We start from the raw sequence: 19,912 nt of genomic DNA, 5'->3' as shown, positions 1-19,912 counted from the left end.
GTGTACCAGTGACCGCCCAGCTGATCGATCCCGACGGGTCCGGCATGTGGGGCCCGGACCCGGTTCGGCAACGCCTGGCCAACCACACGATCGAGGACGTGCTGGCCCTCCCCGACGACGCCCCCCGAAATCCCGTGCACGTGTACGCGTACGACCTCGTCGACGGCCGCTACGAGCTGGTCGCCGACTCCGCCGAGGAGCTGATCGTGACCAAGCCGTTCGACGTGCGGTTGCCCGTCCGGGACATCACCCCGTGACCGAGGCCTGGCGACCGGACGACGACGAGCCGCGCGGGGCGACCGGTCCGGTCCGGGTACGGGTGCCCGCCAAGGTCAACCTGCACCTGGGGGTCGGCCCGCTGCGCCGGGACGGCTACCACGAGCTGAACACGGTCTACCACGCGATCTCGATCTACGACGAGCTGACCGCGCGGCGCGGCGACACGCTGACCCTCACCATGGAGGGCGAGGGCACCGGGGAACTCGCCCTCGACGACTCCAACCTGATCATCCGGGCGGCGCACGCTCTCGCCGGTTACGCCGGGGTGATGCCGCACGCCCGGCTGCACCTGCGCAAGCAGATCCCGCTGGCCGGCGGGCTCGCCGGCGGCAGCGCCGACGCGGCTGCCGCCCTGGTCGCCTGCGACGCCCTGTGGGGCACCGGCCTGTCCCGTGACGAGTTGGCGAGCATCGCCGCCGACCTCGGCTCGGACGTGCCCTTCCTGGTCCACGGCGGCACCGCCCTGGGCACCGGCCGCGGTGAGGCGGTCAGCCCGGTGCTGGCCCGGCCCACCTCCTGGCACTGGGTGGTCGCCATCGCCGACGGTGGTCTGTCCACCCCGGAGGCGTACCGGGAACTCGATCGGCTCCGCGAGACCGGGGCCGCCGGGCCGCCCCTGGGCAGCACCGACGGCCTGCTGGCCGCGCTGCGACAGCGCGACCCCCGGGTGCTCGCACCGACCCTCGGCAACGACCTTCAGGACGCCGCCCTGGCCATGCGACCGTCGCTGGCGGGCACCCTGAAGGCCGGCGAGGCGGCCGGGGCGCTGGCCGGCATCGTCTCCGGGTCGGGGCCCACCTGCGTGTTCCTCACTGCGGACGCCGCTGACGCCGAACGCGTCGCCGCCGAGTTGGCGGCCGCCGGGGTGTGCCGGCAGGCCCGCGTCGCCCACGGTCCGGTGCACGGCGCCCGGATCACCTGAGTCCACCCGCCGACCCGGCGCGGGTCAGGTGGTGCTCGGTTGGGTCCGCCGGGGCCCGGTGTCCGGGACACCGCCGAGCAGCGCGGCCGTTTCACGCAGCGCCTCGTCCAGCGGCTGCGGACGTCGGCCGAAGGTGGCGGTGGCGGCGGTGGAGTCCATGACGAACGGTCGGGCTGGGCGCTGTCCAACCCCGCCGAGTACGCCCTGCTCTTCGGCAGCCCGGTGCCCGGGTACGCGGCCCCGCAGGAGACCACCACCGCGGCGGCCCGGACCCCGGCCGCACTGATCGGCATCCTCACCGACGGCCTCGCCACCGGCGCGCTTGCCGATCCCGGCCCGGGAGACTGCCCGGACCGGTCCGATCCGACCTCGCCGCCGTCCGCGACCGACTCTTCCCCGGACTACCCGAAGCGCTGCTGGCCCGAGCCACCACCGCCTGGATCCACTGCTTCGGAGCTGTCAGTTTCGAGGTCTTCGGCCAGCTCAACGGCGTGATCGAAGCCCGTGAGGAGTACTTCGACCAGCAGAGCCGCCAGATGGCCGACCTGATCGGCCTGCCCGACCCGGGATAACCGACCCGCAGCAACGGCGACCCGCCCGCGTACCCTGGAATGACAGGCGTCCCCAGGTGCCCCCGGCACCGGGACGCCTTGATCATGGAAGGTGGGTACGTGGCCAACATCGTCAACCTGGACCGGGTGTCCAAGGGCTACGGCGCGGCCGGGCCGCTGCTCACCGAGGTCTCGCTCGGCCTGGAGGACGCCGACCGGATCGGCGTCGTCGGGCTCAACGGCGCCGGCAAGTCCACGCTGCTACGCATGCTGACCCGTATCGAGGAACCCGACGACGGCCGGGTCACCCACCGCCGCGACCTGCGGGTCGCCTGGCTGCCACAGAACCTCACCCTCAGCCCCGAGGCCACCGTCCGCGACGTCGTCCTGGGCACCGAGTGGCTCGCCGAGAGCATGGGCGCGGAGCACGAATGGGCCGGCGACGCCGGCGTACGCGCCATCCTCGACGGGCTCGGCATGCCCCACCTGGGTCTGGACGCCCCGGTCGGGCCGATGTCCGGCGGCGAACGCCGCCGGGTCGCACTCGCCGCGCTGCTGGTCCGCGACGCCGACCTGCTCATCCTCGACGAGCCCACCAACCACCTCGACGTCAGTGGCGTCGACTGGCTGGCCCGGCACCTACTCAACCGCAAGGGCGCCCTGGTCGTGGTGACCCACGACCGCTGGTTCCTCGACGCCGTCTGCACCACCACCTGGGAAGTCGCCGACCAGAGCGTGCGGGCCTACGAGGGTGGCTACGCCGCCTGGATCCTCGCCCGCGCTGAGCGGGAACGCATCGCCGCCGCCACCGAGGCGCGCCGGCAGAACCTGCTCCGCAAGGAGATCGCCTGGCTGCGCCGTGGCCCCCCGGCCCGCACCTCGAAGCCGAAGTTCCGCATCGACGCCGCCAACGCGCTCATCGCCGACGTGCCGCCACCGCGCGACACCATGTCGCTGCAGCGGCTCGCCACCGCCCGGCTCGGCAAGCAGGTGTACGACCTGGAACACGTTCGGCTGCACGCCGGCCCCAAGACCATCCTCGACGACGCCACCTGGCAGGTCGGTCCCGGTGACCGGGTCGCCATCCTCGGCGCCAACGGCGCGGGCAAGACCACCCTGCTGCGGCTGCTCGCCGGTGTCACCCGCCCCGAGAGCGGGCGGCTGATCACCGGCAGCACCGTACGGGCCGCCTTCCTCTCCCAGGAACTCGCCGAACTCCCCAGTGAGCTGCGCGTCCTCGAAGCCGTCGAGGAGGTCGCCCGACGGGTCCGCCTCGGCGACCGGGAGATCTCCGCCGCCCAGCTCGCCGAGGTGTTCGGCTTCGACGACAAGCGTCTCTGGACCCCGGTCGGAGACCTCTCCGGCGGCGAACGGCGTCGACTCCAGATGCTGCGGCTGCTCGCCGCTGAACCGAACGTGCTGCTGCTCGACGAGCCCACGAACGACCTCGACACCGACACCCTGGCCGCGTTGGAGGACCTGCTCGACTCCTGGCCCGGCACCATCGTGGTGGCCAGCCACGACCGCTACCTCATCGAGCGGGTGACCGATTCGGTGTACGGCATGTTCGGCGACGGCCGGCTGGTGCACCTGCCCGGCGGTGTCGACGAATACCTCGCCCGCGCCAACGACCGGCCGGGACCCGGCCGTACCCCCGCGCCCACGGCGCCGACCACCACCCCGGCCGGCGGCGGAATGAGCGCCGCCGAGGCCCGGCAGGCCCGCAAGGAACTGGCCCGCCTCGAACGACAGGTCGGCAAGCTCGAACAGAAGGAAGCGGCGCTGCTCGACCAACTCGCCGCGAACGCCACCGACTACACCCGGGTGGCCGAACTGGACGCCCAGCTCACCCAGGTACGCGGCGAACGGGAGGAGGCCGAGCAGGCCTGGCTCACCCTGGCCGACGACATCCCCGCGAGCTGAACCGCCCTGCCCGACGGCGACGCCGTCCGGACGCGGCGTCCCCGGTACCCGTGTGCGGCGTCACACCGCCGGATGCGGGAGAATCGCCGTCGACCCTCACCCAAACGGCGTTGGAGACACAGACATGGCCCACACTCCCGTCAACCACCCCGCGCGGCCGATCTACCGGGCGATCGGCGGACTGATCGGTCTGTACCTGGTGGCCTTCGGTGTGATCGGCCTCCTGACCAGCACCGGCGAACCCTTCTTCAGCCAGGGCGACACCCAGGCCCTGGGGCAGGGCACGAACCTCGGCTTCTCCCTGTTCAACATCGTGGTCGGCGCGATCGTGCTGGCCGGCACCGCCATCGGCCGCAACCTCGACGTGCTGATCAACCAGTGGTCGGCGTACCTGATCATGGCGGTCAGCCTCGCGGGTCTCGCCTTCATCCGGACCGAGGCCAACATCTTCAACCTGAGCGTCGCCACGGTGATCGTCCACATGGTGCTCAGCCTGGTACTGCTGATGGCCGGTATGTACGGCAAGGTCGGCACCGACGACGAGCACGAGGCGTGGCAGAAGGCTCGGCTCGTGCTCTGAGGTTCTGCTTCTGGTTCCGGTTGTGGTTTTCGCCGGAGCCCGACCCGCTCCGGGCGGTCAGGCTTGATCCCTGCGCGGGTCGGGCTCCGGCGAGAACCTGTCGGGATTGCGCATCCGTCCGGAGCGCCCGGCCGGGGCGGGGGATCTTGAGGTGCATGGGTGCGTCTCGGTCAGCCTCGCGGTCGCTTCGGGCGGTGGGGCCGCAATTGGCGTTTGAGGGACGCGAAGCGCGTGATTGGGGGACAATGTCGTTGTTGTCCCGCTTTGCGTGGAGGAGCCGATGCCGCACTTTCCGGTCAACCATCCGGCGCGGCCGTTCTACCGGGCGCTGTCCGGTCTGGTCGGGCTCTACATCCTGATCTTCGGCGTCTGGGGCACCGCGCTCACCTGGGGCGACCCGCTCTTCGGCCGGAACGGCACCTGGGCGCTCGGCCTCCGCACCAACCTGGCCTTCTCGCTGGTCTCCATCGCCTTCGGCATCGTGCTCATCGTCGGTGCGTCGAGGAGCACCAACCTGGGCCACTACATGAACCTCACCGCCGGAGCCGTCTTCCTGGTCACCAGCATCCTGATGATGTCGGTACTCCAGACCGACGCCAACTTCCTGAACTTCTCCATGTCGACGGTCATCGTCTCGATGCTCTTCGGGCTGATCCTGCTCGGCACCGGCCTCTACGACAAGATCGGCCCGCACGAGGACGCCGAGGCCGAGCGGAACCGCCGGAGCCACCCCGTCGCCGAGATCCACCGCCGCCGCTGACCGGGCGCGGTGGACGGGTCAGCGTCCGCCCACGGTGATCAGGCCCGGCCTGGCCTCCAGATGCGACAACCCGTTCCAGGAGAGATTCACCAGGTGCGCGGCCACCGTCTCCTTGCGCGGCTTACGCACCTCCAGCCACCAACGGCCGGTCAACGCCACCATGCCGACAAGCGCCTGCGCGTACAACTCGGCAAGCTTCGGGTCGTAGCCACGACTGGAGAACTCCGCGCCGAGAATGTGCTCCACCTGGTGCGCCACGTCGTTCATCACGCTGCTGAAGTTGCCTGTCGCCGACAGCACGGGCGACTCCCGTACCAGCACCCGGAACCCGCTTGTCTCCTCCTCGATGTAGCCGAGCAGGGCCAGCGCGGCCTGCTCCAGCAACTCCCGCGGATGACCCGCGGTCAGCGCCGTCGTGATCCGCTCCAGCAGCGACCGGACCTCCCGGTCCACCACCACCGCGTAGAGCCCTTCCTTGCCACCGAAGTGCTCGTAGATAACCGGCTTGGAAACCTTCGCCCGCGACGCCACCTCCTCGATGGAGGTGGCGTCGAAGCCGCGCTCGGCGAAGATCTGTCGACCGATCGAGATCAACTGCTCCCGCCGCTGAGCCGCGGACATGCGTACCCGTGACGTCGGCTTGGCCGCGGCGGCGGGCACCGCCCGCCGCCGTTTGCCACCCACCTCGCGGGGAACCTCGGCCATCTCGTCACCTCGCTGGCGCTCGGTGACGCCCTGTTGTGGGATGCTGCCTGTTTTCCGACCGGTCACCCGAACATACTGCCAGGTAACTTGCGGGTTGGTCGCCCGATCACCCGGAGGCCGCCGGCTTCACCAGCTTCGCCGCGATCCGGTCCGGCTTCGGCCAGCGCACGTCCCACGCCGCGCCCACCTTCTCGAACAGCCAGATCACCCGGGCCGAGATGTCGATCTGCCCCCGCAGGACACCGTGTCGGGCGCTCGTCGGATCGGCATGGTGCAGGTTGTGCCAGCTCTCCCCGAAGGACAGCAGCGCCAGGGGCCAGAAGTTCGCCGCCCGGTCGCCGTGACGCATCATGAACGGCCGCTCCCCGTACACATGGCACACCGAGTTGATCGACCAGGTGACGTGGTGCAGCAGCGAGATGCGGACCAGGCCGGCCCAGAACAGCGCGGTCAACGCCCCCTGCCAGGACCACGTCAACAGCCAGCCCATCACCGCCGGCCCGAGCACCGAGACGATCACCAGCACCGGGAAGAACCGGTCCATCCGGCGGATGTCCCGGTCGGCCAGCAGGTCCGGCGCGAAGCGCTCCCGGTTGGACAACTCCCGGCCGAACAACCAGCCCATGTGCGCGTGGAACAGTCCCTTGATCAGACCCCGCACCGTGGTGCCGAACCGCCACGGGGAGTGCGGGTCGCCCTCCAGGTCGGAGAAGGCGTGGTGCCGCCGGTGGTCGGCCACCCACTGAATGATCTCGCCCTGCACGGCGAGCGAGCCCGAGGCGGCCAGCGCGATGCGCAGCCACCGCTTCGCCTTGAACGAGCCGTGGGTGAAGTAGCGGTGGTAGCCGACCGTGATGCCCAGGCCCGACACCACGTACCAGAACGCCGCGATGCCCACGTCGACCCAGCTGAGCCAGCCACCCCAGGCCACCGGTACGGCGGCGATCAGTGCCGCGAACGGGATCACCACGAAGGACCACAGCGCGATCAGGATGCCGCGTGACTGGGTGCCCTGGGTGAGGGGCTTGGGGCCGGTTGAATGAGGGTCGAGAACGGCGGCGGACATGGCACCTCGCAGGGGACGATCGGGTTCACGAATCTACGCCTACGTCACCGTAACTTACGGCCCTGGTAGATCGCATCAGACAGCGACACCAATGGATGCTGGACGTGTCGTACGCTCGTCCTAACCTGCTCCGCATGACTGGTTTCGACGCTGCCGAGGTGCGCCGGCTACGCACCGAGGAGCAGCTCTCGGTCCGCGAGATCCGGGCCCGTACCGGCCTCGGCCGGAACCGGATCCACGAGATGCTGCGGGGCGTCCCCGCGCCGGAACGGACCCGGCGCGTCAGGGCGAAGGACGACCTCCGGGCGGAAGCGGTGGCGCTGCGCTCGACGGGTCACCCGGTGCCGGAGATCGCGGGACGGCTCGGGGTGAGCCGGTCGACGGCCTACCTCTGGGTCCGGCACATCCCACTCAACCGCGACCCTGAGGAGGAGCGGGAACGCCGACGCGCGCACTCGAAGGTGATGACGGACGCGCAGTGGGAAGAGCATCGCCAGGCCCGCGATGCCGCCGGGCTACGACTGTCGACGCTACCGCTGCCTGGGTCAAGGGCCTGAGGTATCGCGAGCTTGTGCTGGTCGGGGCGGCCCTCTACTGGGCCGAGGGTGCCAAGGCCAAGCCCTGGCGACCGCACGACTGCCGGGTCCGCTTCGTGAACAGCGATCCGGGGCTGGTCGCCCTGTTCGTTAAGTTCGTGGAGGCGCTGGGTGAGCGACGTGAGGCATTGCGCTATCGGGTCGCGATTCACGAGTCCGCCGATGTCGCCGAGGCGGTCAGGTGGTGGGCTGAGCAGGTCGGCGTGTCGGCCGCATCGTTCCAGCCCACGACGATGAAGCGCCATCGCCCTACCACCGTGCGTCGTAACACGGCAGAGGCTTATCGCGGCTGCCTGAGTGTCGAGGTGCCGCGGTCCCGTCGGTTGTACTGGAAGATCGAAGGGATCATGAAGGGTATGACCGATGGCATCAGGACGGCGGGACGCTAAGGTGTAGGGGTCCAGCTAGCGACAGCTTTTGTCCGTTTAGCCCGTCCCGGGTCGTCTAATGGCAGGACGTCAGGTTTTGGTCCTGATTATAGGGGTTCGAATCCTCTCCCGGGAGCTTCCGCTGATCTGTGGTTGATGTCCGGTTAGCATGGCCGCGAGACTGTCCGCGTTCCGACGGGAGCCACGTCGTGTCCGAGCCCCACCCCCGTACCGTCGTCGTACTCGCCGCCGGTGAGGGCAAGCGGATGAAGTCCTCGTTGCCCAAGGTTCTGCACCCGCTGCTCGGCCGGACGCTTGTGGGTCACGTGCTCAACGCGGCCGACCCGCTGGGCGCGGCGCGCACCCTGGTTGTGGTCGGGCACGGCGCGGACCAGGTCCGCGCCCACCTCGCCGGGATAGCCCCGGCGGCCACTGCGGTGCACCAGGCGGAACAGCTCGGCACCGGCCACGCGGTCCGAATCGCGCTGGAGGCCGCCCCGGAGGTCACCGGGACCGTGGTGGTGCTCAACGGCGACGTGCCGTTGCTGCGCCCTGAGACGGTCGTCGAGCTGGTGACGGCGCACGAGAGCGAGGGTGCCGCAGCGACAGTGCTGGCTGCGGAGGTGCCGGATCCGACCGGGCTCGGACGCATCGTGCGGGACGCGGCGGGTCGGTTGGAGCAGATCGTCGAGCAGCGTGACGCGAGCGCTGCCCAGCTGGCGGTTCGGGAGATCAACGCGGGCATCTACGCGTTCGACGCGGCCCGGCTGCGGGACGTGCTCGGCAAGCTGTCGACCGACAACGACCAGGGCGAGGAGTACCTCACCGACGTCTTCAAGATGCTGGTGTCGGCCGGCGAACCGGTGGGCGTGCACCTGGCGGCCGACCACACCGAGACGCTCGGCTGCAACGACCGGGTGGAGCTGGCGGCGTTGCGCCGACTGCTGCGCGACCGGGTCAACGAGCGTTGGATGCGGGCCGGGGTCAGTCTGCTCGACCCCGCGACGACCTGGATCGACGTGACAGTGGCTTTGGACCGTGACGCGGTGGTGGATCAGAACACCCAGCTGTGTGGCGGTTCGGTGGTCGGCAGCGGTGCCGTGGTCGGGCCGGACGTGACACTGATCGACACGGTGGTCGGGCCGGGCGCGACGGTCCTGCGCAGCCACGCGGTGGGCGCCGAGGTGGGCCCGGGCGCAAGCGTCGGCCCGTACGCCTATCTGCGGCCGGCCGCGCGGCTGGCGGAGCGGTCGAAGGTGGGCACGTTCGTCGAGGTGAAGAACTCGGAGATCGGCGCCGGCTCGAAGGTGCCGCACCTGACGTACGTGGGTGACGCGACGATCGGCGAGCAGAGCAACATCGGTGCGGCGTCGGTGTTCGTGAACTACGACGGTGTGCAGAAGCACCGCACGGTGATCGGCAGTCATGCCCGTACCGGTGCGGACAACATGTTCGTCGCCCCGGTGCGGGTGGGTGACGGGGCGTACACCGCGGCCGGTTCGGTGATCATCGAGGATGTCCCGTCGGGTGCGATGGGCGTGGCTCGGGCGCGGCAGCGCAACATCGACGGCTGGGTACTCAAGCGGCGGGCCGGCACTGCCGCCGCCGAGGCGGCCGAGCGTGCCCTTCGGGGCGCGCAGGGTGCTCCGGCCGCGGCTCCGTCCGCAAGCGAAGGTGAGGCAATCCACGGCACCGCCGAGTCGGTGGGCGGTGCGCCCGGGGCGGGAGATACTGCAACCGAATAGTCCCCGGCCGACCACCACCGCAGGCCGGGTACCACCGACCAAAACGGGAGCAGACGGGCCCATGGGCAGCATCGTCGCCGAAAACCGCAAAAGCCTGATGCTCTTCTCCGGACGTGGTTTTCCGGAGCTGGCCAGAGAGATCGGTGAGGTGCTCGGCGTGGCGCCGACGCCGGCCGATGCGTACGAGTTCGCCAACGGCGAGATTTTCGTACGGTTCAAGGACTCGGTACGTGGTTCGGACGCCTTCGTGGTGCAGTCGGTCACGCACGGGGTGAACACATGGGTCATGGAGACCCTGATCATGGTCGATGCGTTGAAGCGTGGTTCGGCCAAGCGGATCACTGTCGTCCTGCCGTTCTATCCGTACTCCCGGCAGGACAAGAAGCACCGTGGTCGGGAGCCGATCTCGGCGCGGCTGGTCGCTGACCTGCTGAAGACGGCGGGGGCGAACCGGATCCTCACCGTGGATCTGCACACCGCGCAGATCCAGGGCTTCTTCGACGGCCCGGTGGATCACCTCTTCGCGATGGACATTCTCGCCGAGTACGTGGAACGCAAGTACGCGGGGCGGCCGATGACCGTGGTCGCGCCGGATTCGGGCCGGGTGCGGGTGGCCGAGCGGTGGACGGACCGGCTGGGTGGTTGCCCGCTGGCGTTCATCCACAAGACCCGTGATCCGATGAAGCCGAACCAGGTGGTGGCGAACCGGGTGGTCGGTGAGGTCGAGGGTCGGGTCTGCCTGATCGTCGACGACATGATCGACACGGGTGGCACGATCTGCCGGGCGGCGGACATCTTGAAGGAGTCGGGGGCGGCGGACGTGATCGTGGCGTCCACCCACGCGTTGCTGTCGGATCCGGCCACGGAGCGGTTGAAGAACAGCCCGATCAGCGAGGTGGTGGTGACGAACACGCTGCCGTTGCCGCCGGAGAAGCAGCTCGACAAGCTGACCGTGCTGTCGATCGCGCCGCTGCTGGCCCGGGCGATCCGTGAGGTTTTCGACGATGGTTCGGTGACCACCCTCTTCGGTGGGCTGAGCTGAGCGCGGTTCACGACTGAGTCGTCCGGCGGTGGCCGGGCGGGGGAGTGTGGGCGGGGTACGGGGACTGCCGGAAACCCGGGAAATCGCTCGGGTAGACTGGTGCGGTTGCCACGGCGAGGGTGCCCTGCGGGCCGCTGAGAAGCGCCGCACGGAGGCACCGTGATCGACGCGGTGCTCCGGGCAGTCTTCTGACGCATGAGCCCCTGCGAGCCCCCCGCCCAGCACCGCCAGACGACAAGCTGCCGCAGCGAAGCATCAGGAGTTTCCCCGTGTCCGAGGTAAAGATCAGCGCCGAGCCCCGCACCGAGTTCGGCAAGGGTGGTGCCCGTCGTACCCGCCGGGCCGGCAAGGTGCCCGCCGTGCTGTACGGCCATGGCGAGAAGCCCAAGCACATCGCGTTGCCCGCCCGCGAGTTCGCCGCCGCGATCCGCAAGGGTGGCGCCAACCAGCTCTTCGCGATCGACGTCAGCGACGGCACCCAGGCGCTGGCGCTGCCGAAGGCGATTCAGCGTGACCCGATCAAGGACACGTTCGAGCATGTCGACCTGCTGCTGGTGCGTCGCGGTGAGAAGGTCACCGTGGAGGTGCCGGTTCAGCTCACGGGTGAGGCGGCGCGCGACACCCTGATCGTGCACGACCACGACACCATCTCGGTGACCGCCGACGCCACGAAGGTGCCGGATCACCTGGATGCCTCGATCGAGGGTGCCGAGGCGGGCTCCCAGATCACCGCCGCCGACGTGGCGCTGCCGGCGGGTGTGGAGTTGGCCGTCGACCCGGAGATGCTCGTCGCCTCGATCACCGCCGCGCCGACCGCCGAGCAGCTCGAGGCGACGCTGCCCGAGGTCGAGGAGGCCACCGAGGAGGCCGAGGCCGAGGTCGGCGAGGTCACCGAGGGCGCTGCCGAGGCGCCGGCCGCCGAGGGCGAGGCGGACACCGAGGCTCGTACCGAGGCCTGATCGTCTCGCGGTTCAGTTTGCGGCAGGCGTCCCCGGTTCCACGGGGGCGCCTGTCGGCGTATCGGATGATCGGCGGCGCGGGCGGGTGGTGGACCGCCGGTGTGAGCGGGAGGGGCGGGCGGTGACGGACGAGACCGGGCCGTGGCTGGTGGTCGGCCTGGGTAATCCGGGCCGGGAGTACGCGGGCAACCGGCACAACGTCGGGTTCATGGTCGCCGAGCTGCTGGCCGGCCGGCTGGGCGGGAAGTTCGGCCGGCACCGGCGGGCGGTGGCGGAGGTCGCGGAGGGGCGGCTGGGGCTGGGCGGGCCGAAACTGGTGCTGGCCAAGCCGCTCACCTACATGAACCTGTCAGGTGGGCCGGTGGCCAGCCTGGCGCAGTTCTACAAGGTGCCGCCGGGGCAGGTGGTCGCGGTGCACGACGAGCTGGACATCGGTTTCGGTCAGGTTCGGGTGAAGTGCGGCGGCGGTGAGGGCGGGCACAACGGCCTGCGGTCGATGTCGAAGTCGTTGGGCACGAAGGATTACGTGCGGGTGCGGTTCGGGATCGGTCGACCGCCGGGGCGGCAGGATCCGGCGGACTACGTGCTGTCGGATTTCGGCACGGTGGAGCGCAAGGAGTTGGACTTTCTGGTGGACCGGGCCGCCGACGTGGTGGAGTCCGTGGTCGTTCGGGGTGTGGAGCCGACGCAGAACCTCTACCACGGGGTTTAGGCCCGGTGTCGAAGTCCCTGGCCGCTTACGGCGGGGTCCGGGGCGACGACCGGGTACTTCGACGTCTGTGTCAAGGGGCGGACTGCGGCAGTCGGGTCCGCCGATGGCCCGGTAGTGTGCGGGTTCGGCGGTCGGGCCGGGACCGGCCGCTCGGCGTACGCGGATCGTGGCGACGGGAGCGGGAGCATGAGCGGTCCACCGATGATCGACGGGGCGTTCGCGCGGTGGTTGGCGGATCGTGCCGGGCAGGCGTTGCTGGGCCTGCGGGCGGAGATGGGTTTCGCCGATGCCGGTGCGTTGAAGTCGGCGGGAGACAAGGTCTCGCACGACCTGATTCGTACCGAGCTGGCGCGGTGGCGCCCGGGCGACGCGGTGCTCTCCGAGGAGGACGAGGGGTCCCGACTGGCGTGGGCGGCCGAGGTGAACGCCGGTGCGGTCTCCCGGTTGACCGCCGACCGGGTCTGGATCATCGACCCGTTGGACGGTACGCGGGAGTTCAGCGAGGAGGGGCGCGCCGACTGGGCGGTGCACGTGGCGCTCTGGGCCCGTAACGCGACTGCCTCGCATGGTCTGGTCGCCGGTGCGGTCGGGCTGCCGGCGCAGCATCGGGTGCTGGGTACGGACCTTCCGCCGGCCTATCCGCCGATGACGCCGGAGGCGGCGAGGGCGGGTGGTGCTGGGCGGTTGAGGTTGGCGGCGAGTCGTAGCCGTCCGCCGGTTTTCCTTACCGATCTCGCTGCGGAGGTCGGGGCGCAGTTGGTGCCGATGGGCTCGGCCGGGGCGAAGATCGCCGCTGTGGTCACCGGTGAGGTGGACGCGTACATCCACGCGGGCGGGCAGTACGAGTGGGACTCGGCGGCGCCGGTGGCTGTGGCGACGGCCACCGGACTGCACGCTTCCCGGATCGATGGTTCTGCGCTGAAATACAACGAGGCGGATCCGCGCCTGCCTGACCTGTTGGTGTGCCGCAAGGATCTCGCCAGCCGGTTACTTGCGGCGTTGCAGCGGCATTGCGGGTAGCCTGTCGCTACTTCCTGACATCCCCGACCGGAAAGGTCTGGAAAGCGGATGACCGAGCGAATCGAGCCGGTGTCATGACCAGTGCTGCGTACCAGGTCACCCATCTCGACGCGCTGGAGGCGGAGAGCATCTTCGTGATGCGCGAGGTGGTCGCCGAGATGGAGCGGCCGGTGCTGCTCTTCTCCGGTGGCAAGGACTCGATCGTCATGCTCCGGCTGGCGCAGAAGGCGTTCGCGCCGGGCCACATTCCGTTTCCGGTGATGCACGTCGACACCGGGCACAACTTCCCCGAGGTGCTGGACTACCGGGACCGTCGGGTGGCCGAGCTGAGCCTGCAACTGGTGGTGGCGAGCGTGCCGGAGGCGTTGGCCAGCGGCCTGGTCCGGGAGGCCGCTGACGGCACGCGTAACCGGATCCAGACGCCGGTGCTGCTGGAGGCGGTGGAGAAGCACCGCTTCAACGCCCTCTTCGGCGGGGCCCGGCGGGACGAGGAGAAGGCCCGGGCGAAGGAGCGGATGTTCAGTTTCCGTGACGAGTTCGGTCAGTGGGATCCGAAGAACCAGCGGCCGGAGCTGTGGTCGCTCTACAACGGCCGGCATCACCCGGGCGAGTCGATCCGGGTCTTCCCGCTGTCCAACTGGACCGAGTTGGACGTGTGGCATTACATCGCCCGGGAGCGGATCGAGTTGCCGTCGATCTACTACGCGCACGAGCGTGAGGTGGTCGAGCGGGACGGGATGCTCTACGCGGTGAACGAGTTCCTGCCGGCGCGGGCCGGTGAGGACCGGTTCAAGGCGCGGGTGCGGTACCGCACCGTGGGCGACGCCTCCTGCACGGCGGCGGTGCGCTCCGACGCGGACACGGTCGAGAAGGTCATCGAGGAGGTCGCCGCGACCCGGATCACCGAGCGTGGCGCGACCCGGGGCGATGACCGGGTCAGCGAGGCCGCGATGGAGGACCGCAAGCGGGAGGGCTACTTCTGATGAGTACCGAGACGCTGGCCACGGCTTCCGTCGCCGAGGGCCGGCCGATGGACTTGTTGCGCTTTGCCACCGCCGGGAGTGTGGACGACGGCAAGTCGACGCTCATCGGTCGGCTGCTCTATGACACGAAGTCGCTGTTCACCGACCAGTTGGCGGCTGTCGAGGCGGTGAGCGCGGCCCGGGGCGACGAGTACACGAACCTGGCGCTGCTCACCGACGGGCTGCGGGCGGAGCGGGAACAGGGCATCACGATCGACGTGGCGTACCGCTACTTCGCCACGCCCCGGCGCAAGTTCATCATCGCCGACACTCCCGGGCACATCCAGTACACCCGGAACATGGTCACCGGGGCCTCCACCGCCGACCTGGCGCTGATCCTGGTGGACGCGCGTAAGGGCCTGGTCGAGCAGTCCCGCCGGCATGCGTTCCTCTGCTCGCTGTTGCGGGTGCCGCACCTGGTGCTCTGCGTCAACAAGATGGATCTGGTCGACTTCTCGCAGGAGGTCTTCGATCGGATCGCCGACGAGTTCACCGCGTTCGCCGCGAAGCTGGACGTGCCGGATCTGACGGTGGTGCCGATCTCCGCGTTGCGGGGCGACAACATCGTCAGCCGTTCGGAGAACATGCCCTGGTATGAAGGTCCGGCGTTGCTGCACCACCTGGAGCGGGTGCACATCGCCAGCGACCGCAACCTGGTCGATGTCCGCTTCCCGGTGCAGTACGTGATCCGGCCTCAGTCGACCACGGTGACCGACTACCGGGGTTACGCCGGTCAGGTGGCCTCGGGGGTGCTCAAGCCGGGTGACGAGGTGATGGTGCTGCCCTCGGGCTTCACCAGCCGCATCGCCGCGGTGGAGACCGCCGACGGGCCGGTCGCGGAGGCGTTCCCGCCGATGTCGGTGACGGTACGCCTGGAGAACGAGATCGACATCTCGCGCGGTGACATGATCTGCCGGCCGAACAATGCGCCAGCGGTGGCTCAGGACATCGAGGCGATGGTCTGCTGGATGGACGAGACCCGTCCGTTGCAGGTGGGTGGCAAGTATTCGATCAAGCACACGACCCGCGCGGCGCGGGCCATCGTCCGGGGCCTGCACTACCGTCTCGACATCAACTCGCTGCACCGCGACGAGTCGGCGAACGAGCTGGGGCTCAACGAGATCGGCCGGGTCCGCCTGCGGACCACGATTCCGCTGCTGGCCGACGAGTATCGCCGCAACCGCACCACCGGCGGCTTCATCATCATCGACGAGGCCACCAACCGCACCGTCGGCGCCGGCATGATCGTCGAAACCCCCTGAAACCCTGATTGATCAAGAGGTTCTGGTCGGGATCCAGCGCGATCCCGACCAAACCTCTTGACCAACGGGTACGGGGTCAGTCCAGGCGGGTGGCGCCGGAGGCGGGGGTGGCGGTGGTCATGGTTGGGGCGGGGAAGGCGCGGTCGGCGTAGGCGGTAGCGACGGCCGCGCCGACCCGGTCGGACTGGTCCGCCTCGACCAGGGCCAGCACGCAGCCGCCGAAGCCGCCACCTGTCATCCGGGCGCCGAGTGCCCCGGCGGCCAGTGCGGCCTCGACTGCGGTGTCCACCTCGGGAACGGTGATTTCGAAGTCGTCCCGCATGGACGCGTGCGAGGCGGTGAGCAGCGGCCCGATCTGCCGGACCTGACCGCTGCGCAGCAGCGCCACGGTGTCGAGTACCCGCTGGTCCTCGGTGACCACGTGGCGGACCCGGCGGCGGGTCTCGTCGTCGGGCAGCCGGGCCAGCGTCTCGTCGAGACGGACGGCCGGCACGTCACGCAGGGCGGGTACGCCGAGCAGCGCCGCCGCCTTCTCGCAGCTGGCCCGGCGGGCCGCGTACTCACCGTCGGCGTGCCGGTGCGGTGCTCGACTGTCGATCACCAGGATCGCGAGGCCGGCGCCGGCGAGGTCGAAGGGGATGTGTTCGACAAGCTCGGTGCGGCAGTCGAGGAAGAGGGCGTGCCCGCTGCGGCAGCGGATCACCGCCGACTGGTCCATGATGCCCGTGGGCGCGCCGACGTAGTGGTTCTCGGCGCGCTGGGCCAACCGGGGCTGCTGTTCGGGGGGCAGTTCCAGCCCGCCCAGGTCGACCAGGGCGGCGAGCACCGCGGCCTCCAGCGCGGCGGAGGAGGAGAGCCCGGCGCCGAGCGGTACGTCGGAGGCGACGGCCAGCCGGACGCCGGGCACCTGGTGGCCGGCCGCGCGCAGCGCCCACACCACCCCGGCCACGTACGCCGCCCAGCCGGTGACCTGGCCGGGGCGGGTCACCTCGTCGTCGCCGAAGCTGACCGTCTCGCCTGTCAACTCGGAGCAGACAGTCCAGCTTCCGAATGGCTGCGGCGCAGCCGCGACGACGGTACGCAGCGGCAGGGCGAACGGCAGCACGAACCCGTCGTTGTAGTCGGTGTGCTCGCCGATCAGGTTCACCCGGCCGGGAGCCGCCCAGCGGCCGGCGGGCGCCTGGCCGTACGCGTGCTGAAAGCAGGTGGTGGCGCGGTCGGCCACGTCGTCGGGACGGGTGGTCACCGGCGGTCCAGAACCTGCGCGCGGTAGAAGGCCCAGGCGTCGGTGACCATGTCGTGCAGGGTGGGCTTGCGGGGTTGCCAGCCCAGCTCGGCGCGGGCCAGTGCGGAGGAGGCGACCAGTTCGGCCGGGTCGCCCTCGCGGCGGGGTGCCACCTCGACCGGCACCGGGTGCCCGGTGACCTCGCGGACGACCTCGACCACCTGGCGGTTGGTGAAACCGTTGCCGTTGCCGAGGTTGTAGATGCGGTGCTGCCCGCCGGTGGCGGCGTCGAGGGCCAGCAGGTGGGCCCGGGCCAGGTCGGAGACGTGGATGTAGTCGCGGACACAGGTGCCGTCGACGGTGGGGTAGTCGTCGCCGAAGAGTTGCAGTTTGTCCCGCCGGTCGGCGGCCACCTCCAGCGCGATCGGGATGAGGTGGGTCTCGGGGTCGTGCCGCTCGCCAAGGAGCACGTCACCGTCGAGGTGGGCGCCGGCGACGTTGAAGTAGCGCAGTGAGACGGCGGCCAGGCCGTGCCCGACCGCTTCCGAGGTGAGTGCCATGTCGGCGGCGAGCTTCGTCGCTCCGTACGTGTTCGTGGGCGCCTTGACGGCGGTCTCCGGGATGGGCAGCTCGGTGGGGTTGCCGTAGACGGCGGCGGTGGAGGAGAAGACCAGCCGAGGTACCCCGGCCGCCCGCACCGCGTCGAGCAACGCCAGGGTGCCGGCCGTGTTGTTGTGCCAGTACCGCTCGGGCGCGACCATCGACTCGCCGGCGGCGATCAGCGCGGCGAAGTGCAGTACGCCGTCGAAGCCGGCCTGCGGGGTGAGCACCCTGGCCGCGTCGTGGATGCCGGCCTCGACGTGGGTGGCGTCGGGGGCCAGTGCGGCCCGGTGGCCGGTGCGCAGGTCGTCCAGCACGACCACCTCGTGCCCGGCGTCGAGCAGCATCCTGGTCACCACGCTGCCGATGAAGCCGGCCCCGCCGGTGACGAGCAGTTTCACGTCGCTTCCTCCTGCCTGGCCGGCGCGGTCGCGGCCTCGTGGTGGTCACCCTACGTGGCGCGGCTGGCTACCATCATTGCCATGCGGGCCTCGCGTCGGCGCGTGCCTCGGCGGCGTGGCCACGACCTGCACCGCCGTCAGCCAGGACCGCTGGCCCGAGCGGTGGCCCGGGTCGTGGTCCGGGCCGCCGACGGTGCCGTGCGGCTCGTCACCGACCTGCTCGGTGCCGGTCCGGCCGCCGGTCGGGAACGGATCAGCGAGGCGGAACTGCGGGATCTGGTCGCCGCCAACACGGTCCTCGACCCGGTGGGGCAGCGCATCATCGACGAGGTGCTGGTGGCCGGCGCGAGCCTGGTACGCGAGGTGATGATGCCCCGCACCGAGGTGGTCTTCCTCTCCGCGGCGCTGACGATCGGCGAGGCGGAACCGCTGGTACGGGCGGGCCCGCACACCCGTTATCCGGTGATCGACGGCACCCACGACGACGTGGTCGGCGTCGTGCACCTGCGGGACCTGCTGCTCGGCCCGGACCGGGAACGCGGCACCACTGTCGGGCAGTTGGCCCGCGAGGTCAAGCGCCTGCCGGCCAGCAAACGGGTGCTCGCCGCGTTGACCGAGATGCGACGGGAGGGGCACCACCTGGCCGTCGTCGTCGACGAGTACGGCGGCACCGCCGGCATCGTCACCTGTGAGGACCTCATCGAGGAGTTGGTAGGTGAGATCCACGACGAGCACGCGGAGCCTCCCGAGCCCGCGTACACCGGGCTGCCGGCGGTGGTGGACGGTCGGCTCAACCTCGCCGACTTCGCCGAACGCACAGGCGTGCCCCTGCCGGCCGGACCGTACGAGACGGTGGGCGGGTTCGTGATGGCGGCGCTGGGGCGGCTGCCGGCGCCGGGCGACGAGGTTCCGGTGGGCGCCGAACCGGCCGGCACGGCGCCGGGCGGCTGGCTGCTCCGGGTGTTGACCCTGGAAGGTCGGCGGGTGGCCCGGCTCGCGGTCACTGTCGCGCGCCTGCCCGAGCAGCGACGTGAGGTGCTGTCGGCCGTCGATCGGATCCGACCCGCCGGCCCGTCATGACGTGCGCCGGACGTAGCTGACAGAATTGCCGGCATGTCCGACGTTCCCGTCCGCCCCCGCGTCTTTTCCGGCATCCAGCCGACGGCCGAGTCGTTCCATCTCGGCAACTACCTCGGGGCGGTGCGGCACTGGGTGGCGTTGCAGGAGTCGCACGACGCCTTCTACTGCGTGGTCGACCTGCACGCCATCACCGCCGGGCACGACCCGAAGGTGCTGCACCAGCGTTCCCGGGTGGCCGCCGCGCAGCTGCTCGCGGTCGGGTTGGACCCGGATCGCTGCACCCTGTTCGTGCAGTCCCAGGTGCCCGAGCACGCCCAGCTGGCCTGGGTGCTCGGCTGCCTCACCGGCTTCGGTGAGGCGAGCCGGATGACCCAGTTCAAGGACAAGTCGCAGAAGCAGGGCAACGAGCGGTCCAGCGTCGGCCTGTTCACCTACCCGATCCTGCAGGCCGCCGACATCCTGCTCTACCAGGCCAACGCCGTACCCGTGGGCGAGGACCAGCGTCAGCACCTGGAGCTTTCCCGCGACCTGGCGCAGCGGTTCAACTCGTTGTTCGGCCGGACCTTCACGGTGCCGGCGCCGCACATCGTCAAGGCCACCGCGAAGATCACTGATTTGCAGGATCCGACCGCCAAGATGTCGAAGTCGTCCTCGTCGCCGGGGGGCATCGTCGATCTGCTCGACGACCCGGCGCGTTCGGCGAAGAAGATCCGGTCGGCGGTGACCGACACCGGCCGGGAGATCGTCTTCGACGAGACGACCAAGCCGGGGATCTCCAACCTGCTCACCATCTTCTCGGCGTTGAGCGGGCGGGGCATCGACGACCTGGTCGCGGCGTACGACGGTAAGGGTTACGGCGACCTGAAGAAGGACCTGGCCGAGGTGGTCCGGGAGTTCGTCAGCCCCATCCAGCAGCGCACCCGGTCGTACCTCGACGATCCCGACCAGTTGGACAAGCTCCTCGCGACCGGCGCGGAGAAGGCCCGCGCGGTGGCGGCGCCGACGCTGCGCACCGCGTACGAGCGGGTGGGCTTCTTCCCGCCGATTCGCGGCGAGTGACCGCCCGATCGAGGGTGGTGGTGCGGGCAGGGGTC

At 70.3% G+C, this 19,912-nt stretch carries 22 protein-coding genes and 1 tRNA gene; 19 read left to right on the top strand and 4 right to left on the bottom strand.

Annotated features, from left to right (window positions below):
- The first annotated feature begins 8 nt into the window (after positions 1-8).
- The 7 genes from CLT74_RS18405 to CLT74_RS18385 all read left to right on the top strand — a co-directional run bounded on the left by CLT74_RS18405 (position 9) and on the right by CLT74_RS18385 (position 5,015).
- Positions 9-257: a hypothetical protein gene (locus CLT74_RS18405; RefSeq protein ID WP_486582399.1), complete on the top strand. Its 249-nt coding sequence runs from the start codon at positions 9-11 to the stop codon at positions 255-257.
- Positions 254-1,201 carry a 4-(cytidine 5'-diphospho)-2-C-methyl-D-erythritol kinase gene (locus CLT74_RS18400; RefSeq protein WP_099847636.1) on the top strand — a complete coding sequence of 316 codons (948 nt, stop codon included), beginning with the start codon at positions 254-256 and terminating at the stop codon, positions 1,199-1,201. The genes CLT74_RS18405 and CLT74_RS18400 overlap by 4 nt, the downstream gene beginning before the upstream one ends.
- A gap of 39 nt (positions 1,202-1,240) precedes the next feature.
- On the top strand, positions 1,241-1,696 hold the full coding sequence (locus CLT74_RS30250; protein ID WP_143697179.1) for a TetR-like C-terminal domain-containing protein: 456 nt from the start codon (positions 1,241-1,243) through the stop codon (positions 1,694-1,696).
- A complete protein-coding gene (locus tag CLT74_RS31425) occupies positions 1,642-1,773 on the top strand; it encodes a hypothetical protein (protein ID WP_486582742.1) in 132 nt (43 codons plus the stop codon). The genes CLT74_RS30250 and CLT74_RS31425 overlap by 55 nt, the downstream gene beginning before the upstream one ends.
- Before the next feature lie 99 nt (positions 1,774-1,872).
- Complete coding sequence (locus CLT74_RS18395; RefSeq protein WP_099852315.1) at positions 1,873-3,675, top strand: ABC-F family ATP-binding cassette domain-containing protein; 1,803 nt, start codon at positions 1,873-1,875, stop codon at positions 3,673-3,675.
- Between the two features lie 124 nt (positions 3,676-3,799).
- On the top strand, positions 3,800-4,255 hold the full coding sequence (locus CLT74_RS18390) for a DUF4383 domain-containing protein (protein WP_099847635.1): 456 nt from the start codon (positions 3,800-3,802) through the stop codon (positions 4,253-4,255).
- 280 nt (positions 4,256-4,535) lie between these two features.
- Complete coding sequence (locus CLT74_RS18385) at positions 4,536-5,015, top strand: DUF4383 domain-containing protein (protein ID WP_099852311.1); 480 nt, start codon at positions 4,536-4,538, stop codon at positions 5,013-5,015.
- Between the two features lie 18 nt (positions 5,016-5,033).
- On the opposite strand, the gene CLT74_RS18380 is transcribed toward CLT74_RS18385, so the two are convergent.
- Complete coding sequence (locus CLT74_RS18380) at positions 5,034-5,720, bottom strand: TetR/AcrR family transcriptional regulator (protein WP_099847634.1); 687 nt, start codon at positions 5,718-5,720, stop codon at positions 5,034-5,036.
- Positions 5,721-5,826: 106 nt separating this feature from the next.
- Complete coding sequence (locus CLT74_RS18375; protein ID WP_099847633.1) at positions 5,827-6,786, bottom strand: acyl-CoA desaturase; 960 nt, start codon at positions 6,784-6,786, stop codon at positions 5,827-5,829.
- 134 nt (positions 6,787-6,920) lie between these two features.
- Between CLT74_RS18375 and CLT74_RS31420 the strand changes: the two genes are divergently transcribed.
- From CLT74_RS31420 to cysN, 10 genes are all read left to right on the top strand, one after another.
- Positions 6,921-7,343 (top strand): helix-turn-helix domain-containing protein, encoded by a 423-nt coding sequence (locus CLT74_RS31420; protein ID WP_486582398.1) that lies wholly within the window; start codon positions 6,921-6,923, stop codon positions 7,341-7,343.
- 14 nt (positions 7,344-7,357) lie between these two features.
- Entirely contained in the window at positions 7,358-7,771 is a 414-nt protein-coding gene (locus CLT74_RS31415) for a hypothetical protein (RefSeq protein WP_486582397.1), read from the top strand.
- Between the two features lie 44 nt (positions 7,772-7,815).
- Positions 7,816-7,886: transfer RNA gene (locus CLT74_RS18365), tRNA-Gln, on the top strand.
- Positions 7,887-7,959: 73 nt separating this feature from the next.
- Positions 7,960-9,495 (top strand): bifunctional UDP-N-acetylglucosamine diphosphorylase/glucosamine-1-phosphate N-acetyltransferase GlmU, encoded by a 1,536-nt coding sequence (glmU, locus tag CLT74_RS18360; protein ID WP_099847632.1) that lies wholly within the window; start codon positions 7,960-7,962, stop codon positions 9,493-9,495.
- Between the two features lie 61 nt (positions 9,496-9,556).
- Complete coding sequence (locus CLT74_RS18355) at positions 9,557-10,537, top strand: ribose-phosphate diphosphokinase (protein ID WP_099847631.1); 981 nt, start codon at positions 9,557-9,559, stop codon at positions 10,535-10,537.
- 269 nt (positions 10,538-10,806) lie between these two features.
- On the top strand, positions 10,807-11,496 hold the full coding sequence (locus CLT74_RS18350) for a 50S ribosomal protein L25/general stress protein Ctc (protein WP_099847630.1): 690 nt from the start codon (positions 10,807-10,809) through the stop codon (positions 11,494-11,496).
- A 121-nt stretch (positions 11,497-11,617) separates the two neighbouring features.
- A complete protein-coding gene (pth, locus tag CLT74_RS18345) occupies positions 11,618-12,208 on the top strand; it encodes an aminoacyl-tRNA hydrolase (RefSeq protein WP_099852308.1) in 591 nt (196 codons plus the stop codon).
- A 186-nt stretch (positions 12,209-12,394) separates the two neighbouring features.
- Entirely contained in the window at positions 12,395-13,228 is an 834-nt protein-coding gene (locus tag CLT74_RS18340) for an inositol monophosphatase family protein (protein WP_099852305.1), read from the top strand.
- 74 nt (positions 13,229-13,302) lie between these two features.
- A complete protein-coding gene (cysD, locus tag CLT74_RS18335) occupies positions 13,303-14,211 on the top strand; it encodes a sulfate adenylyltransferase subunit CysD (RefSeq protein WP_099847629.1) in 909 nt (302 codons plus the stop codon).
- Positions 14,211-15,512, top strand: coding sequence for a sulfate adenylyltransferase subunit CysN (cysN, locus tag CLT74_RS18330; RefSeq protein ID WP_099847628.1), 1,302 nt, complete (start codon positions 14,211-14,213; stop codon positions 15,510-15,512). Before cysD ends, cysN begins: the two co-directional genes overlap by 1 nt.
- A gap of 76 nt (positions 15,513-15,588) precedes the next feature.
- Here the strand turns inward: cysN and galK are convergent, their stop codons facing one another.
- A complete protein-coding gene (gene galK / locus CLT74_RS18325; RefSeq protein ID WP_099847627.1) occupies positions 15,589-16,758 on the bottom strand; it encodes a galactokinase in 1,170 nt (389 codons plus the stop codon).
- Positions 16,755-17,738 (bottom strand): UDP-glucose 4-epimerase GalE, encoded by a 984-nt coding sequence (gene galE, locus CLT74_RS18320; RefSeq protein WP_099847626.1) that lies wholly within the window; start codon positions 17,736-17,738, stop codon positions 16,755-16,757. Before galE ends, galK begins: the two co-directional genes overlap by 4 nt.
- 81 nt (positions 17,739-17,819) lie before the next feature.
- Here galE and CLT74_RS18315 point away from each other — a divergent pair, with 81 nt between their 5' ends.
- Positions 17,820-18,818, top strand: a complete 999-nt coding sequence (locus tag CLT74_RS18315; protein ID WP_099847625.1) for a hemolysin family protein — start codon at positions 17,820-17,822, stop codon at positions 18,816-18,818.
- A gap of 33 nt (positions 18,819-18,851) precedes the next feature.
- Entirely contained in the window at positions 18,852-19,877 is a 1,026-nt protein-coding gene (gene trpS / locus CLT74_RS18310; protein ID WP_099847624.1) for a tryptophan--tRNA ligase, read from the top strand.
- Positions 19,878-19,912: the final 35 nt, after the last annotated feature.

The organism is Verrucosispora sp. CNZ293 (genome assembly GCF_002754655.1).
This window is presented reverse-complemented; position numbering and strand designations above follow the sequence as displayed.